17 protein-coding genes are annotated in these 15,201 nt (G+C 43.4%); 4 read left to right on the top strand and 13 right to left on the bottom strand.

Going from position 1 to position 15,201, the window contains the following annotated elements; genetic code table 11:
- Positions 1–9: 9 nt before the first annotated feature.
- The 9 genes from F7B60_01145 to F7B60_01105 all read right to left on the bottom strand — a co-directional run bounded on the left by F7B60_01145 (position 10) and on the right by F7B60_01105 (position 8,143).
- Positions 10–705: an acetate--CoA ligase family protein gene (locus tag F7B60_01145; GenBank protein ID MCE4614122.1), complete on the bottom strand. Its 696-nt coding sequence runs from the start codon at positions 703–705 to the stop codon at positions 10–12.
- Positions 706–711: 6 nt separating this feature from the next.
- Positions 712–2,097, bottom strand: coding sequence for a CoA-binding protein (locus tag F7B60_01140; GenBank protein ID MCE4614121.1), 1,386 nt, complete (start codon positions 2,095–2,097; stop codon positions 712–714).
- Between the two features lie 60 nt (positions 2,098–2,157).
- Complete coding sequence (locus tag F7B60_01135; GenBank protein ID MCE4614120.1) at positions 2,158–2,916, bottom strand: ATP/GTP-binding protein; 759 nt, start codon at positions 2,914–2,916, stop codon at positions 2,158–2,160.
- Between the two features lie 67 nt (positions 2,917–2,983).
- Positions 2,984–3,898, bottom strand: coding sequence for a succinate dehydrogenase/fumarate reductase iron-sulfur subunit (locus tag F7B60_01130; GenBank protein ID MCE4614119.1), 915 nt, complete (start codon positions 3,896–3,898; stop codon positions 2,984–2,986).
- Between the two features lie 13 nt (positions 3,899–3,911).
- Positions 3,912–4,262: a hypothetical protein gene (locus F7B60_01125; protein ID MCE4614118.1), complete on the bottom strand. Its 351-nt coding sequence runs from the start codon at positions 4,260–4,262 to the stop codon at positions 3,912–3,914.
- A 5-nt stretch (positions 4,263–4,267) separates the two neighbouring features.
- Positions 4,268–4,729: a succinate dehydrogenase gene (locus F7B60_01120; GenBank protein ID MCE4614117.1), complete on the bottom strand. Its 462-nt coding sequence runs from the start codon at positions 4,727–4,729 to the stop codon at positions 4,268–4,270.
- Positions 4,730–4,739: 10 nt separating this feature from the next.
- Positions 4,740–6,488, bottom strand: coding sequence for a succinate dehydrogenase/fumarate reductase flavoprotein subunit (locus F7B60_01115; GenBank protein MCE4614116.1), 1,749 nt, complete (start codon positions 6,486–6,488; stop codon positions 4,740–4,742).
- 126 nt (positions 6,489–6,614) lie between these two features.
- On the bottom strand, positions 6,615–7,241 hold the full coding sequence (locus F7B60_01110) for a FumA C-terminus/TtdB family hydratase beta subunit (GenBank protein MCE4614115.1): 627 nt from the start codon (positions 7,239–7,241) through the stop codon (positions 6,615–6,617).
- A gap of 5 nt (positions 7,242–7,246) precedes the next feature.
- The gene (locus F7B60_01105; protein MCE4614114.1) at positions 7,247–8,143 is read right to left on the bottom strand and encodes a fumarate hydratase; all 897 of its coding nucleotides are present in this window, start codon (positions 8,141–8,143) and stop codon (positions 7,247–7,249) included.
- Between the two features lie 118 nt (positions 8,144–8,261).
- Between F7B60_01105 and F7B60_01100 the strand changes: the two genes are divergently transcribed.
- Positions 8,262–8,864: a class II aldolase/adducin family protein gene (locus F7B60_01100; GenBank protein ID MCE4614113.1), complete on the top strand. Its 603-nt coding sequence runs from the start codon at positions 8,262–8,264 to the stop codon at positions 8,862–8,864.
- Here F7B60_01100 and F7B60_01095 read toward each other — a convergent pair.
- The 4 genes from F7B60_01095 to F7B60_01080 all read right to left on the bottom strand — a co-directional run bounded on the left by F7B60_01095 (position 8,826) and on the right by F7B60_01080 (position 12,243).
- Entirely contained in the window at positions 8,826–9,989 is a 1,164-nt protein-coding gene (locus F7B60_01095; protein MCE4614112.1) for an MFS transporter, read from the bottom strand. The two genes, F7B60_01100 and F7B60_01095, sit on opposite strands and share 39 nt — an antisense overlap.
- A 13-nt stretch (positions 9,990–10,002) precedes the next feature.
- Positions 10,003–10,557 carry a methyltransferase domain-containing protein gene (locus tag F7B60_01090; protein MCE4614111.1) on the bottom strand — a complete coding sequence of 185 codons (555 nt, stop codon included), beginning with the start codon at positions 10,555–10,557 and terminating at the stop codon, positions 10,003–10,005.
- 97 nt (positions 10,558–10,654) lie between these two features.
- On the bottom strand, positions 10,655–11,533 hold the full coding sequence (locus F7B60_01085; protein ID MCE4614110.1) for a mechanosensitive ion channel family protein: 879 nt from the start codon (positions 11,531–11,533) through the stop codon (positions 10,655–10,657).
- Entirely contained in the window at positions 11,488–12,243 is a 756-nt protein-coding gene (locus F7B60_01080) for a DUF432 domain-containing protein (protein MCE4614109.1), read from the bottom strand. The genes F7B60_01085 and F7B60_01080 overlap by 46 nt, the downstream gene beginning before the upstream one ends.
- Positions 12,244–12,328: 85 nt before the next feature.
- On the opposite strand from F7B60_01080, the gene F7B60_01075 reads away from it, so the two are divergent.
- Genes F7B60_01075 through F7B60_01065 form a run of 3 tightly spaced genes read left to right on the top strand, consistent with a single transcriptional unit; the run spans position 12,329 to position 15,103 of the window.
- Positions 12,329–13,408, top strand: a complete 1,080-nt coding sequence (locus tag F7B60_01075) for a hypothetical protein (GenBank protein ID MCE4614108.1) — start codon at positions 12,329–12,331, stop codon at positions 13,406–13,408.
- An 11-nt stretch (positions 13,409–13,419) separates the two neighbouring features.
- Positions 13,420–14,256: a cation transporter gene (locus F7B60_01070; protein MCE4614107.1), complete on the top strand. Its 837-nt coding sequence runs from the start codon at positions 13,420–13,422 to the stop codon at positions 14,254–14,256.
- Positions 14,246–15,103, top strand: a complete 858-nt coding sequence (locus tag F7B60_01065; GenBank protein ID MCE4614106.1) for a hypothetical protein — start codon at positions 14,246–14,248, stop codon at positions 15,101–15,103. The genes F7B60_01070 and F7B60_01065 overlap by 11 nt, the downstream gene beginning before the upstream one ends.
- Positions 15,104–15,201 lie beyond the last annotated feature (98 nt).

The raw sequence follows: 15,201 nt of genomic DNA, 5'->3' as shown, positions 1-15,201 counted from the left end.
CTTTCATGTTTACTGGCCAACTATCACACGCGCATCTGCGATATACGCTCCATGTTCATAACTCATGACCGGGTTAAGGTCAATCTCCTTTATATTTCTGTGCTTCTCCATTAGCTGGTAAATCCCATATATTATTTTAGCTAATGCCTCTCTGTCTCTCGGAGGCATGCCCCTAAATCCATATAGCACTTTATTAGCCTTAATATCGTCAAGCATTTCAAGGGCATCTCTATAGGTTAGAGGAGAAACTCTGAAAGAGACGTCATGTAATACCTCGACAAATATTCCTCCAAGGCCGAACATGACAACTATGTCAAAGAACCTGTCTCTAATACCACCTACAATAACTTCAAGTCCCTCAGGGACCATTTGCTGGACGAGAACACCTTCGATTCTAGTTCCTGGAGCTTTCCTGCTAATGTTTTCCACTATTTTCCTGTATGCATTAATGTCTTCATTGATGTTCCTCAGTCCTATTATGACACCGCCGACATCGCTTTTATGTACAATGTCGGGACTAACTATTTTCAATGCGTGTGGAAATGTAACTTTACTTGAGCAAGCTTGGAGTCCCTCCATGTTCCTAGCTAGACAATGCTCTGGAACAGGTATGCTATACTTTGCGAGGAGGTCATACGCCTCATTTTCTAATAGTTTACTACGACCCTGCGACAGGGCTTTATCTATTATTTCCATAGGATTCAATCGTTTTCACCTACATTTTGAACAGTGTGCTATTGCATATACAGCTCTTGCAGCTCTCTCTGGGAAGTTGTACACCGGTATACCTCTACCCTCTACTCTCTCTTCTAATTGCTTTGCTATATCAGACCCCATTGTAACTACAACGAAAGGTATATTGTGGTGTGACCAAGCAATATCAGCTATCAAATCTCCTAGTTCTATCTTAAGTACTGGGGGTTGCATTAACGCTATAACCACTATAATATCAGCCTCACCGCTCTCTACTATAGTCGTCAGAGCCTTCTCATAAGCTTCATTACTAGCATCTCCTGTTAAGTCAACGGGGTTGCGAACAGCGACTCTAGGTGGAAACACCGACTTAAGCTTTTCCTGTAGTTCCTTTGATAGCTCTGGGACTTCTAAGCCGTATCGTATAAGGTTATCTACCATTATGACCCCGGGTCCACCAGCATTTGTCACTATGACTACTCTCTTTCCACGCGGGTATCTCAAGTTAGCCAGTGCTTTACCCATATCAAATAAATCTAGAACCTCGTCTGACTCTAGTATTCGTGCCTGCTTAAGTGCTCCCTTAAGTACATTATAATCTCCGGCAAGTGCAGCTGTGTGGCTAGCAGCTGCCCTAGCACCACGAGAGGTCTTCCCACCCTTTAAGAGTATTACAGGCTTTCGGGAAGTTACTCTCTTAGCTATTTCAATAAAGTCCTTGCCTCTGCCAGGCTTTAAACCTTCGATATACATAAGTATAACCCGTATATCATCATCCCAGCCGAAGTACTCTAACATATCCACCTCATCGACATCCATTTTATTCCCAAAGTTTACTGCTTTAGCTATACCTATACCCTCTAAAGCAGCCCAATCCATTATTGACGCAAGAAAAGCTCCACTTTGACTTATAATAGCTATCGGGCCTCTCGGAGGCCTCCTCATCCTATCTTGTGGGAGGAAGAAGGTATCCAAACCTACTAAAGCATTATATACTCCAATACAGTTAGGACCTATAACTCTAATATTATATTTTCGTGCTATATTAGACGCTTCTTCCTGTAGCTGCCTTCCACGTTCGCCTGACTCAGCAAACCCTCCACTTATTATTATAGCCGCCTTAGACCCTTTCATACCTGCCTCCTCTAATATTCCTGGAACAAAATCGGCCTTAACAGCGATTATGGCAAGCTCAGGTGGTTCAGGGATCTCCTTTATGCCGGAATACCACTTAAGTCCCAATTCGTCTATATACTTAGGATTGACTGGATAGATAAATCCTCTATACCGTGATACCAGATTGTCAAGAATAGCCCTTCCAAGGCTTCCTTTTTTGGGAGAGGCGCCAACAATTGCAATGCTTGACGGGTTGAAAAACGGTTCTAAATCCGGCCTTTGATTCACCATCCCACACCTACCTTAGAATATATGGAGAGCATGGGGTTTATTATACATCTACCACAGCTAGTCCTTTTCCTCTCCACCCGCGAATATCTTCTGCAACTCATAATAAAGAGTTTCGAATCCGAATTCTGTAATACTCGATACTGGAATTAAACGGCCGGTGAACCCTGTTTCATCGAGAACCTCCGCCATCTTATATAAGAGTGGATCACTCCTATCCTCCCTTCCAACCATTTCACTCAATAATCCACCCTCTTCCGACCCTGATTGGAGGAACTCTATTACATCAGGCAGCAACAGATCCGATTTAGATACGATATTAACCTGAGGTCTAAGAAGCCTAAGATAGGTAGAAGCCGATAAGAGAAACGCAGAGACAAGGCTTGAGGGTTTCTCCACGAAAATGGGGTCTAACAGGAATATCGTCGCTGCTTCACTACTACCGAGTAGACTTTCTAAGACTACCGGCCCAGAGGTACGGTACGCGAACAACTCCATCTGACCTGGAGTATCCACTATATAATAGTCAACCCTATACTGTGATAGATCTCTCTTCAAGTCGTTAATATGCCCGACAAGCATGTCGATACTGGCGAGTAATGCACCGTTAGGTCCAAGCTTCATCTCTGACATAATATTCTGCGCTGATACATAATCTCTGACATCTATGTCGGGAGAATAAGGGAGCCAGTCTACTGCAGGATCAAGGTTTACTCTTGCTATGCTGTAACCCATATTTTCTAACCATCTACCAAATGAGTCGGCAAGATGTGTTTTACCAGATCCAGCTGTTCCTATTAGAATTATAAAGCCTTCCAAGTTTCCCACACTAAAAATTAGAGAAGTTATAGGAAAAAATAATGTTTAGTATGAATTAAAAAGAGAATTACCTGAGTTCTATGTCTATATTAACAGGCTCCTTCATCTTAGCTTCTAAGTCAACATTAGGTAGCAACGCCTCCGTTAACTGAGGCACTTTCTTAGCCTTACTAGGGCCCTCATAATGGTATGGACCGACTTTCTTACTCGTTTTCTTCTTCCACGCACCAAGCTTCTTCTTAAACAGTGCGCTCCGTAGTTTCTGTATAGCCATAGCAGGGTCAACTACTTTAGGGCATACAGCACTACACGTGGCTGCGAAGTGGCAACGATGGCATCCTTCCTCTGTATCAATTATCTTTAGCCTTTCTTCATAACCTTCATCCCTAACGTCCCTAACATATCTCCATGCATACGCCAGTGCCTGAGGGCCTAGATACGAGGGGTCACTTGCTGACACTGGACAGGCTGCATAGCAAACTCCACAACTTATACAAAGGGAGAACTGGTATATGTCCTCGTATTCCTCCGGGGTCATTGCAAACTCCGCATCTCCAGTTTCAGTCTCCTGCGGATCCTTCCTTATCAAATAAGGCTTCACACTCTTGTGCTTCTCGAAGAAGCTTGTAAAGTCCGTGAATAAATCCCTTATAGGCGGGTAGTTATAGAGGGGTTCTACTGTAACAACAGGGTTACCTTCCGTTGCTACCGCACCTACCTGTACTTGACAAGCCAGGCTGGGCATACCATTTATTACCATTCCACAGCTACCACATATACCCATTCTACAGCTGTACCTGAAAGCTAGCGAACTATCCTGCTCCTCCTTGATCTTTAAAAGAGCATCTAGAACAGTCATCCCTTTGTATGTTGCAATCTCATACTCTTTCCAGTAGAACTCTTTTTTCTCAGGGTCGAATCTTTTTATTTTGAACAGAACCTTCTCAGGCGGAGTCGGTATTCCTCCTTCAATTAGACTCATATTTCTTCACCTCTCACCCAAGGGCAGGTAGGGCTATTATAGTCCATGTAGCTACACCTAGGAGTACTAAGAACACTATCCAGAAAAGAGCATTGACAGTCAATGTATACGTTTTTCCCTGCCTCCATTCGAGGAATATCCCCCTTAACCCGTTTAATCCATGGAATAATGCTATAGCGGCCAGAATCCAGAGGACCCATCCATAGCTACTGAAACTATGATAAGCGTTCTCCGCATCCAAGCTCTGATGGTAACTCATTCCTGTTATCTGTGGTATCCTCTCTGCTAAGTGGAAGCCTAGGAAGAAGATAAGTAGTATTGCAGTCAGATATTGCCATATCTGGATATTTGACGCTTTACCCATTTTTATCACCCGAATATTATGAGGCCTGCCCAGACCCATCCAATTATAGCTAGGCCGAAAACTATCAATAACATGAGCCTCTGGCCCGCGTATAAGCTAACAGGTCTATATGGAGGCTTAGGATGCACCGGCCTACCAACTCCTATTCCGAAGAATTCAACGAGTAACAATCTGATACCGTTTAATCCGTGGAATATTACGCATCCAGCTATTATCCATTCCCCTATTTTATTCCATATGTTATTCCCGAATTGCACCATAACCTGCGTCCATGCATCCCAGCCTACTCTAGTAGGGGTGTTTGTAACATACACATGCGCTATAAGATACAGTATTATTACTACACCAGTTACCCTATGAAGTATGAAGGCTAGCCTCTCAGGATGATCCTTCACTTTAATAAGCCAAGGGTTTAAACTAGCCTGAAGAAGGCCTGGAAGATTCTTTTTCGAGTTATCCCCACTCATGGATACCACCTCAATACTTCCTCTCTACAGGCTTCCAGGTCGTAATTTCGACCGGAGTATAAGTCAATTGAACATCATCTTCTCCATATCTGACTGCTATTGTGTGTTTCAACCAGTTTTCATCGTCTCTCTTAGGGAAGTCTAGTCTGAAGTGTGCTCCTCTACTCTCCTGTCTGGCAAGGGCTCCCTTAGCAACCACTAGAGCACCATCAAGAAGATCCTGTGTTTCAATGGCTGCTACTAAGTCAGTGTTGTAAACTCTGCTTTTATCGAATGGATAGATATCCCTCATCCTTTTCCTTAGTTCAAGTATCTTTGCTAATCCTTTCTTCATGTCTTCTTCATTCCTAAATATATAGAAGTTCTTACCCATTGTTGCCTTAAGCTCGTTCCTTATTGTATAAAGCGACTCTCCACTCTCCTTCTTTAGCATTTCATCGTAAATCCACTTCTCCTCTTTCTTAATTCTATCTTCTGAAGGCATTCCAGGCAATTGAGCTCCCTCCAAAACATATTTACCTGCTAGAAATCCAGACATTTTACCTGTAACCAAACATTCTGCCGTACTGTTTGTTCCAAGCCTATTGGCTCCATGCATACTCATACAACCGGCTTCTCCAGCTACCCAAATCCCCTTGATCCACTTGCCCTCAGCATCTAAAGCCATAGCATACATATTACTATTTATACCACCCATACTGTAGTGAGCTACCGGTCTTACCGGTATAGGTTCCTCAGCTGGATCTACTCCTATGTAACGGATGGCTATTTCCCTTACAGCAGGTAGCCTCTCATTCAATCTATCTTCGCCTATATGCCTGAGGTCTAGTTGTATGTATTCCAGTCCACTCTGCTCGTGGAGGAATCCTCTTCCCTCTAGTATCTCACTCCACATTGACCTGCTTACAACGTCTCTCGGAGCCAGTTCCATATAGTTAGGTGCGTACTTCTTCATGAATCTTTCTCCTTTATTGTTTAAGAGGTATCCCCCCTCTCCCCTCGCACCTTCCGTTATTAATATGCCGTTTGGCACGAGTCCCGTTGGGTGGAACTGGAAGAATTCATTGTCTTTTAGAGCCATTCCTGCTCTAAAGGCCATTGCATAACCGTCTCCCGTTACTGTGTGGGCGTATGTTGTGAAGTTGAATAGTCTTCCTGCTCCTCCTGTAGCTATGATGAGTGCTTTGCTCCGGAAGAAGTAGAGCTTACCGTCTCTGAGGTTGAGGGCGAATAGTCCTTTGTATTCTCCATTCTCCATTGCTATGTTAGTTGCAAACCATTCGTCGTATCTTTCCCAGCCTTCATATTGTAGAAGTTTATTGTATAGTGTCTGCATTTCATAGAAACCTGTCTTGTCTGCTGCGAAGACTGCTCTTGGGTAGCTGTGTCCTCCGAAGGGTCTCTGGTTTATTCTGCCGTCAGGTCTCCTGTTCCATGGGAGACCCCAGTGGTCGAGCAGATATACTTCCTCAGGCATTTGCTTTACAAAATTCCATACAGCCTCTTGGTCTGCCAGAAAGTCACTACCTTTAACAGTATCCCAAGCATGTAATGCAAAGCTATCTCCTTCCTGCGGATATAAGACTGCGGCAGTACCTCCTTCAGCTGAAACGCTGTGGCTTCTCATTAATTGCATTTTACTAATTATTCCGACATCAACCTTTTCACTGTATTGCCTTTTTATCTCGACCGCGGCTCTAAGGCCGGCTATACCTGATCCAAGGATCAGTACATCATGCGTTATCGTTTCGACCGGCAATTGATTTTCACCATCACACTCTTAGTCTATTCTAACCGCGCACGGTCTCCCCGCACATATACGGGGATATTGATTGAATAGATAAGGTTTGAACTTGTAAAAAAGAATAATGGTTCCTCGCCCTCCCTATGGAATATTCTCCCTTAGGAGGCTAGGTATTATTTCATTCTGAGCTTTCTCCCTTGCTTCTGTGAGCTTTTCCTCATAATAATTCTTACCAGTCGAGTCTATAGTGACGACCAGCGGGCCGAACTCGTCTACCTCTAATACCCAAACAGCCTCCGGTATGCCGAGTTCCTCTAGCCAGTAAACATTGATAACTCTCTTTACGGCAGCTGCTGCTAGAACTGCTGCACCTCCCGTGAATGTAGCATATACTGCCTTGTACTTTCTCATAGCCTCTGCCGTCTGGGGGCCCATTCCACCTTTTCCGATAACCATTTTAATACCTGTTTTTTCTATGAACTCTGCTTCAACGCTTTCCATTCTCATACTCGTAGTTGGGCCTGCTGCAACTATCTCGTATCCACCGTCTTTCTCTCTTACAACCGGTCCGCAATGGTATAGTGCTAGTCCCTTGAAATCCATTGGTAACTGTTCTCCCTTCTCTATTACCTCCAATATCTTTGCGTGAGCCTCGTCTCTTGCTGTGAACACTGTCCCGGAAAGGTATACTATGTCCCCAAGTTTAAGTTGCTCCATATCTTCGTCTTTTAGGGGAGTCCTCAAATGATATATTTTAGATTCATTCATACCTGTCACCCCTCCTCGGGTTCGTAATGCTTTGAAGTTATTCCCCATTCTCCTGTGGAATCTATGACTCCGTGGCTCTTCCTTGTCGCCCAGCATCCTGTTATTACTGCGATAGCGAATGTCGCTGGGTGCCTGAAGGCATAGTCTACGTGGACGTTTAAAGCTGTTGTTTTCCCTCCAAAACCATGAGGCCCTATTTCAAGCTCGTTGACAGCTTTGAGTAGAGCCTCCTCTAGTTTGGCTAGCTTCGGATCAGGGTTCCTTGCCAGCGTATCCCGTAATAATGTCTTTTTTGCAAGCGCTAAAGCTATGTCGGCACCCGCTGCTACCGCTACTCCAACGATTACAGGAGGACAAGGCATTGCACCATACTTAGCTATCGTTTCTACAACGGTTTTCTTCAAGTTCTCAAATCCTTTGAGTGGAGTGCTCATGACTAGCGTACTAGGAGCCTCGCTGCCGCCGCCTTTAGCTAAGTACCAGACGTCAAGTTTCTCTCCATCAGTTATTTCGAAGTGATACCATGGAATATGCCTCCCAGCATTGTTTCCAGGGTTCTTGAAGTAAAATGGGTCAACGCTGTTCGGTCTGAGGTATCCTTGTTTAGTCAGTTTTGCAAGAGCTTCTTCTGCTGCTTGTTTTATCTTAGTCTTTAATGGGAACTCCTCTCCAACCTCTATGAAAAAGTATGGTGTCCCTGTGTCTTGACATATTGGTCTAGTCATTCTCGCTGCAAGATCAATGTTTTTCAAGATAGCCTCAAACTGCTTTTTGGCTACAGGGTTCTCTTCTTCGTCATATGCCTTCTTGAGAGCTGTATAAACGTCTAAAGGCATTCTTGTTGCTCCAGTCAGTATTAAATTGTAGAAGAAATCCACGAGTTGATTGTATGTTAGAGGCACTTGTTTCACCCTGTCTTAACGATCCAGTTTGATTTGTACATGCAAATGTTCTACTATTATCTAGGTTAAATACTTAGTTTAATCCTGTTATATAGAAAAGTAGGGAAAAACTTTGTCCATGGATATTGGCCCGAGAAAAGAAATCGTTGAGGTGATGAAACTCCTCTATGAGAGGGGCTTGATTAATATAATGGGAGGTAATGCTAGTATAGTAGATAGATCCCGTGGGATGATGTATATTTCTCCTAGTGCTGTTCCAAAAAACCTACTCGATCCCCGTGATATTGCTGTAGTAAGCCTCAAGGGAGAGGCGATTTCTGGGAAACCTTCCAGTGAGTACAGAATGCATTTACACATCTATAAAAAGATTCTAAAAGCAAAGGCCGTCCTCCACGCCCACCTTCCTCACGCCGTTTTGGCAGGGGAGTTGAGTTTACCCCTCGATCCGTTGAAGTATGTTGAGTCGAAATACACTGTCGGTGAATGTGTTGCCTTCATCCCTAGGCTGCCGAGTGGAAGTACGGAGCTTGCCGAGGTCACAGCTAAAAGATTAGTTGAGACTGGATGTAAAACAGGTATACTAGTGGGGCACGGTGCAGTAGCCTATAGTGAGAAGAGCCTATATCACGCTCTCGACTCTTTGGAAGGACTAGAGTTCCTCTCATATACTGAGATAAAGAGACTAGAGTTGAGTGGATCCTCTTCTTGGAAGCGTGAATAAGGCCGTTAACGCTACTAGTTCGATTACACCTACAAATAATGGAATCATCAGGGGATTGGTATCTGCTAGATAACCCATGAATAAGTTGCCTAAGAATCCAGCTAAACCCACGGATAACCCATAAGCGCCGTAGGCGCCGGCTAAATCTGATTTTGATGCAATATCCCCCAATGCAGCACGGAATACTGATTCCTCTAAACCCATGACTATACCCCATGAAACTATGCCTGTTACAATTAACCATACGGATCCGGGGGAGATGAATGGCAGGGTTGCAAGTACAGAAAATAACGGGACGATCCATAGTGTTTTTAACCCGACCTTACTGTAGATAAAGCCTGCGCCGAGGGCAGATAATGCATCTATACCCATTGCTACGGCATAGCCATATGCGATTGTTGAAACATCTACTCCTCCCCTTGATAAAACGAAGGAGAGAAGGGCCCATTGAACTATACCTATAGAAAGAAGACTTGCTACCAGGATATAGGAAGAAAGGCTGAAATGTAAGCCAATATTCTGGTAGCCTCCGGATTTGAGGATGGTACGGTTGGATTTACTCCATATGTATGTATATCCTAGTAATAAAAGTGATACCGTCGCTGGTATTGACAATGCCAGAAAACCAGTCCTGTATGTATGACCAGTCATCATAGAGAGCCCGAAGTAAAACGGGCCTATCACTGCTCCTACCTGGTCAAGTGCTTCGTGGATACCAAACGCTTTCCCTCTTCCATAAGTAACTGAAGCCTCTGCCAGAATAGCGTCTCTAACCGGAGTTCTAAGGCCCTTCCCGATTCGTTCGGCTAAAACTAGTATGAATACCTGTATCCAGTTTCCGGCAAATGCCAAAAGCGGCATGGATATAAGGTTTAGTCCATATCCTGCGAATATTATTGTCCATCTGGCTCTGATAGATCCTGCCCTATCTGCTAGATAGCCACCTAGCCCTTTGGAGAGATGCATTAAGAGTTCTCCTATAGATAAAGCTCCTACAATTGTACCTGTTGCTTTGAAGTAGTCCATATAAGGCCCTAGGACGCTCCTACCTCCTTCATACGTCATGTCAGCGAATAATGACACTAAGCCGAAGAGAATAATTATTCGGGGAATTTTAGAAGACATTAAGTACACCAAGCTATATTTGTCTTGTTACAATGTTTGATACTCCCTTCACGTAAATGTAGATAGTTTTCTGCCAGCCTTTTCCTGTACCTAGCGTCCTATAGGGCGTCCATCCTGGAATCTTGAAGTCTAGGGTAAGTACTTTAGTTCCCTGTATAAGCTCTCTTTCCAGCTTCGATCGAAGCATTTCATTAACACTTGTAAGTAAATACATATAAACAACTGTTGCATCGCTTATTGGGATCTGAAACATGTCTCTATTGATTACGATAACCTTTCCGTCAAGTCTTTCCTCTTTGACTGTTGATAATGCCTTCTCAGCCAGTTTAGGGTTTTTCTCGACACAAACTGATCTCCTCACATTGAACTCGCTTGCTGCTAGTACAGCAATTCTACCATCGCCGCATCCTAGGTCGTAGAACACGTCATCCTTTCCAAGCCTGATATGCCTGAAGGCCTCTCTAACTATATCCGGATTGCTTGGGACGAATGGCACCCAAGGCTGTCCTTGTAGAGCTGACATTACCCAGTAATAACTCACTATCTGATCGCTAAGGTTCCCCCACACTACCAGTACACCTTTCTGGTATACGTACAATTATTCAATCCTAGGCTTTTCATCGTATATATACATGTTTTAAATTCGAAAACTGCGAGGGCTTTTATTACTTATGTTTTCCAGGTTCAATACTAGTGTTATGATGCTCAAGCGTATTAGCAAACCAAATGGTTTGCTGTGGGAAGGGTATCGTTATACCATTATCCGTTAGCTTCTTGTATAATTCTTCTAGTATACTTGTCTTTGCCTGAAACCAGTATTTCGTCAGCGTCCAGAAGCGTACTTGGATAACTAGAGCACTATCACCCAGTTCGCTGAGAAACACTGTTGGAAGAGGCTCCGCTAATACTAGTGGATGCTTTTCAAGGTGCTCACCAATTATTGCCCTAGCTTTTTCCGGGTCGTCCTGATAGCTTATTCCAATAGTATAATCAACCCTTCTAACCTTATTTTGAATGAGGTTCTTTATCTGTGACTTGAATATATCTTCGTTCGGTATTCTTATATGAACTCCATCCCATCTCCTGATTCTTGTGCTAAACACGTTTATGTCCGTGACTATACCGCTCTCCCCTCCTATTTCTATAGCGTCTCCGATTTTGAAGGGTTTATCGAAATAAATGAACAAGCCGCTGAGGAAGTTTGAGAAGACCGTTTGGCTAGCGAATCCTATTACGATACCTGCTATCCCGCCAGCCACTAACAGGCCGGAGAGGCTTATATTAAATAGTGCTAGGACCGATAGTAACCCGAAGAATAAGACAGTATAATATACTACTCTCGATACTAGAGTCGCGATATCTTGGGGGGCAACTTTTCTCAGAGGTTTCTCTACTAGCTTCTTAGAAACAACTGCTATTACATATGATAATATTATGACTATACTTGCAGCTATTATATCAGCTGCATTTAAATTACCTAGTGATCCTTTAAACTCCTTTACGATTGCGGTGAAAGCCTGGTTAAGGGTAACGAGAACCCCCATTCTAACTCAAACCTCCCAACCTCAGTTGGTATAAATATCCCCTTTCTCCTGAAGGGATCTATTCTCGATTGCCTTAGACCTTTGAGCGGAGGTTCCTTGGAAGCGTAAACTACTGCTCTATTCTTATCCTCTAATTCTATTTTAGCAATGGAATAGTAAATCTTCCCTTCCTTGGTATAGTATGCTTTAAGCAGTCTATAGGGAACTACGATTAATGTTATCTTTAGAGTCGTATGAAACGAGTTTCTAACTTTAACGGGTAAAACTGCTTTCCCCCTAGGTATTTCTTCCTCAGATACGTAGACACCTGATTTCCCATATCTGCACACGACACCATTATTCGGATCTCCATAAAGACCGTACTTAGGATCCTCTACTGTGAATATATCTATGATCTCGCCGTCCTCGTCGTAAACTACAACGTCAAACGGAGCTTCTAAATAGAATACTGAAGTATAGTTTGGAGTAACATATACTGGCTCCGAAAGCCTTATCAGTAATGCCTCACTTTCATACTGGAAAGGCAGGAAGATGGGCATGGAAGGCTCCGCCAATAATACAGAGTCTCCAGGTAGCACTGCTGTGGAAACTGCTTCACCGGTGCTTGTTAGTCTTTGGTATTTCTTTAAATTCTTACCATAGTCATCCACATGAACAGTATAGCCCCCTATGATCACCGAGTTTTTTATTGCTCCGTAAACTTCAGGCAACTCTATATTATCCCTCTGTGATTTGATTTCACTATTCACTATATTTTAATGTTAGAGGTTAATGGGTGTTATAGAGGGGTTAGGTTTGAGTGCAAGTGATTTGAGGGCGACTGCTAGGAAAATATTACAGGTAATAGGGTCTAAAACTTTATGCATAGTTCACCATTGGGATGCTGACGGCGTTGCTTCAGCTGCTACTCTTTCGTTAGTATCAAAGACCGTTGCCGGTTATTATGTTCCACCGTATACCTATAGGGTTGATGGAAGAGTAATAGAGGAAATCAAGAGGAGATGTGGTAAATCAGGAGCTATAGCCATAGTAGATTATAACCTACCTGGTGGATCACTCGACCTTCTATGGGCCAAGCTGCAGAAACTCATCATTGTAATAGATCATCACTACCAGTTAGAGCCTCCTATGAAACCGTTTATCCTATGGTTTAACCCTGCTAGCAATGGAGATCCAAGGGGGTTTTGGCCTAGTGCCGCGCATGTTATAGCAAGTTTGACCGGTATGTACAAGCCTCTTGTGGTGGCACTGAGTATAGTTGGTGACATAAGAGAGAAAGCTAGAGCCAGCAGGGTGTACCAGAAATATATGGTTGAAGCAAAACTAGACCACTTAAAGGACTATAGTCTTATCACTGAATGTGTGGCTCAAATTATGGCTGCAGACATTATGGGAAGAAGGGATATACTAGAGCATCTCGCCTCTAGAATGGGTGATTATGATACTGATCCTTGCCGTATTCTATTAGAGGATGGACTGCTTTCAATACTTCGTGTACAGGTTGAAGAAGAGTATAATTCATTAATACAGAAAGCATTGGAGAACGGGTCTGATATTGCTGGTGTTAGATTGTTCAGGCTTGAGGGTAAAGGTAGGCATGTTTCTGCTATAGCTAGGAAGTTAGCCAACATTTATAGGAACAAGATCATTATGGTTTCATATCACTGGAAGCCTCTAGATAGAACATATGTTTACATTAGAACTGAGCGGGAGGAGCCTAAGCTGATTGACTTGATCAAATATGCTAGATCAGAGGGTTTCACTGCAGGAGGAAAGTATCAGCCTGGAAATAATGTTGTAGGAATAGAGATAGAAGGTAAGGCAGGCGAGGATGCTGTGGAAAGTATTCTCTCATGGATACATATGATTCGTTAAAGGTGTATGGTTTGACTAGAACTGTGTTAAAACTAGGTACAGTCGCAGTTCTAGCTGTTTTGGGAACGGTAGCGAAGAGCGTAGGCTGGATACTATATGGTTCCATAACACTCATGGTTGATGCATTTACTTGTACAGCTAACCTAGTAGCTCTAGGAGCTGCTATATATTACAGTCAATATACAAGCAAGGGGCCGGATGAAAAACACCCTTACGGCCATCTGCGGTTAAGTCTAGCCGGCTCATTCATAGTTATACTAACCTATAGCTTCATAGCGGGAGTATCAACGATGGAGCTTATTCACCATAGACCCGGTCAGGGCCTAATGAGAGGAGCACTCTACTCTGCTGTTGCAGGATTAATATTCTATTCTCCGCTTCCATATATTCTTAGGAAGATGGAAGATCCGCTGCAAGTATATGGTCTCTTCACTATAAGTGAGATACTTGAAAGCCTCGTAGCTATTGCCATGATATCACTCTCACTCGCATCATCTCCCATATTCGATTATATTGGAGGTTTAATTATCCTAGGATTCATATTTTACGAGATCTTGGAGAATGCTGGGAAATACATCAGGCTTACCTCAGATACTGCTCCTAGTAGCCGCCTTATAGAATCAATCATCAAGGAAATTGAAGATGCCTTAAAAGTGGAGGTAGCATCGCTGAGAATAAGGGAGGTTTACCCGGGGAGATATCAAGGCGATATAGTTGTTAGGGTCCCAGAAAAGTACTCTATTGTTGAGGCACATGACTTGGCAGATAAAATAGAGGAAATAGGGTGTAAATACTATTCACAGCTCACAGTGCATGTTGAGCCAAGGGGTGAGAAATGTGGGCGATGAATATGACGTGTTCGCTCCCTGTAAACCGTTGGTTATATCTACGCTGACGATCGATGAAATAGTAACGAGTGAAGGCAGAGAACTCAGGTTAGGAGGCCCGGGGTATCATATGTCATGGGTCTCTAAGGCCTATAGGTTGTCTAGGTTAGATATTGTCAGTCATATCAACACTAAAGGCGGGGAGGAATTTTATAAGGCTATAAGGGAGCGGGGAGGAAATCCTGTTTTTATCGAAACAAGTAATCCTACAGCGAGAATTGTTCTAGATTACACTAGCGGAAAGAGGAAAGTCTTTTTCAAACATCCCCCTCAAGAAATAGGTTTTGAGGCTTTAGAGAAAGTAAAGAATCTAGATCCTGCTCTCCTTATAATCAGCCCTGTATACGGAGAGCTACCTATAGAAACGCTTAAAGAATTGTCGAGTAGAGCTCAATGGTCGATACTTGACCTTCAAGGCTATCTTAGAGTGATGACCTCAGAAGAGCTTGCAAGCGTATTTCCGCGGAAAATTGTAGATGTCATTCACTTATCCTCGGATGACATATCACAACGTGAATTTGATGCTTTATTGGATGAGATAGCAGGGATATCCAGGCATAGTCTACTATATACGCTAGGACCGGATGGTGCAGTATTATTGGATTCCAATGGAAACCCGCGGCTGAGGGCAAGGCCGAAAGAAACCTCCCCTTCACCCGGAGTAGGGTGTGGAGACGTGTTCACGTTATCCTATGGTTTGTTCCTCTGTATAACATGGGAGCCTAGGAAGGCGTTTATTGAAGCACTTATGACTAGCATGTATTATGCATTAAAACCTCCAGACATCCATCAATATATCCTGGGATGATGCAAATTGCACATAGGCCACCCTTCTGCTGAGGAGGGAATGGGCGGCCTCCACCGGTGCTGACCTCCTCTAACTCAAATATACCCATACGTGTTTTT

Origin of the sequence: Candidatus Tiamatella incendiivivens (assembly GCA_015522635.1) — an archaeon.
GTDB classification, from domain to species: Archaea; Thermoproteota; Thermoprotei_A; order Sulfolobales; family Acidilobaceae; genus Tiamatella; species Tiamatella incendiivivens.
The sequence above is the reverse complement of the archived record's forward strand: the minus strand, read 5'-3'. Positions and strand labels throughout refer to the sequence as shown.

Coding starts and splice junctions, on each gene's coding strand:
- F7B60_01110 (MCE4614115.1), bottom strand. CDS start 7,241: ATGAATGAATCTAAAATATATCATTTGAGGACTCCCCTAAAAGACGAA.
- F7B60_01120 (MCE4614117.1), bottom strand. CDS start 4,729: ATGAGTGGGGATAACTCGAAAAAGAATCTTCCAGGCCTTCTTCAGGCT.
- F7B60_01125 (MCE4614118.1), bottom strand. CDS start 4,262: ATGGGTAAAGCGTCAAATATCCAGATATGGCAATATCTGACTGCAATA.
- F7B60_01085 (MCE4614110.1), bottom strand. CDS start 11,533: ATGGGGGTTCTCGTTACCCTTAACCAGGCTTTCACCGCAATCGTAAAG.
- F7B60_01095 (MCE4614112.1), bottom strand. CDS start 9,989: ATGTCTTCTAAAATTCCCCGAATAATTATTCTCTTCGGCTTAGTGTCA.
- F7B60_01130 (MCE4614119.1), bottom strand. CDS start 3,898: ATGAGTCTAATTGAAGGAGGAATACCGACTCCGCCTGAGAAGGTTCTG.
- F7B60_01100 (MCE4614113.1), top strand. CDS start 8,262: ATGGATATTGGCCCGAGAAAAGAAATCGTTGAGGTGATGAAACTCCTC.